Origin of the sequence: Actinomycetospora flava (assembly GCF_037400335.1) — a bacterium.
Taxonomy (GTDB): domain Bacteria; phylum Actinomycetota; class Actinomycetes; order Mycobacteriales; family Pseudonocardiaceae; genus Actinomycetospora; species Actinomycetospora flava.
In genome coordinates, this window is the sequence record NZ_JBBEGM010000037.1 from 1 (window position 1) to 931 (window position 931).

The 931-nt window shown below is 73.5% G+C and carries 1 protein-coding gene; it reads right to left on the reverse strand.

Going from position 1 to position 931, the window contains the following annotated elements; translation table 11 throughout:
* Window positions 1-777: IS110 family RNA-guided transposase (locus tag WCD58_RS33550; RefSeq protein WP_337707492.1), on the reverse strand; the 777-nt coding region annotated here is incomplete at its 3' end.
* Between the last annotated feature and the right edge of the window lie 154 nt (window positions 778-931).

The window sequence follows — 931 nt, forward strand, 5'->3', positions numbered from 1 at the left end:
TCGGGCGGTCTCCCCGACGATCTTCGCTGCGGTCACGGCCCCGCAGCCGGGCAGCGCGAGCAGCCGCGGCGCGGCCTGCTGGGACAGGGTCTCGAGCTCGCGTTCCAACGCCCGGATCCGGGTGCTGCGCTCGGCGATGTCAGCGACCAGCTCACCGGCCAGCCGGGCCACCGTCCCGGTGACCTCGGTGGGTGCCTCGGTGGGTGGCTCGGTGGGTGCCTCGGTGAACTCGGCGAGCCGGGCTGCGAGCCGCTCGAGGCGGGCGGGCTGGCCCAGGCTGCGGGCGGGCAGGTCGAGCTCGGGATCGAGCTCGTGGAGATGCCAACGCAGCCGGTTGATCATCCGGGTGCGCTCGGCCACCAGGTTCTCCCGGTGATCGACCAGCAGCTTGAGCCGGCGGGAGGTTTGGTCGTGCTCGGCCACCGGCAGGTCGGGCTCGCGCAGCGCCGCCCGCGCGATCGCCAACGCATCGATCGGGTCGGACTTGCCCCGCGTGCGCGCCGAGGACCGGGCACCGGCCATCAGCTTCGGCGGCACCCGCACCACCCGCGCCCCGACCGCGAGCAGCGCCCGCTCCAGCCGGGTCGAGACATGCCGGCAGTCCTCGACCGCCCACACCCGCTCACCTCCGGCGTGCTGCGCGGCCCAGCCGACCAACGCGCGGTGACCGGCATCCGTGGCCGCCACCGTGCGCCGAGCCAGCTGGGCGCCGAGCTCGTCGACCACCACCGCGGTGTGGGTGTCCTTGTGGACATCGACTCCGACCGTGAGCACCATCGAGAGGTCTCTCCTCTCACCAAGCCTGGGACAGGGACACAGGCCGGGCCGGTCGGCGGACACACCTCAGTGGGGGCGCAGCCACGCTCCTATCAAGTCACGCCGGCCGGTCCTGGCCGCTGACGCCCGGCACAACACATTCAGGCCAACCCCT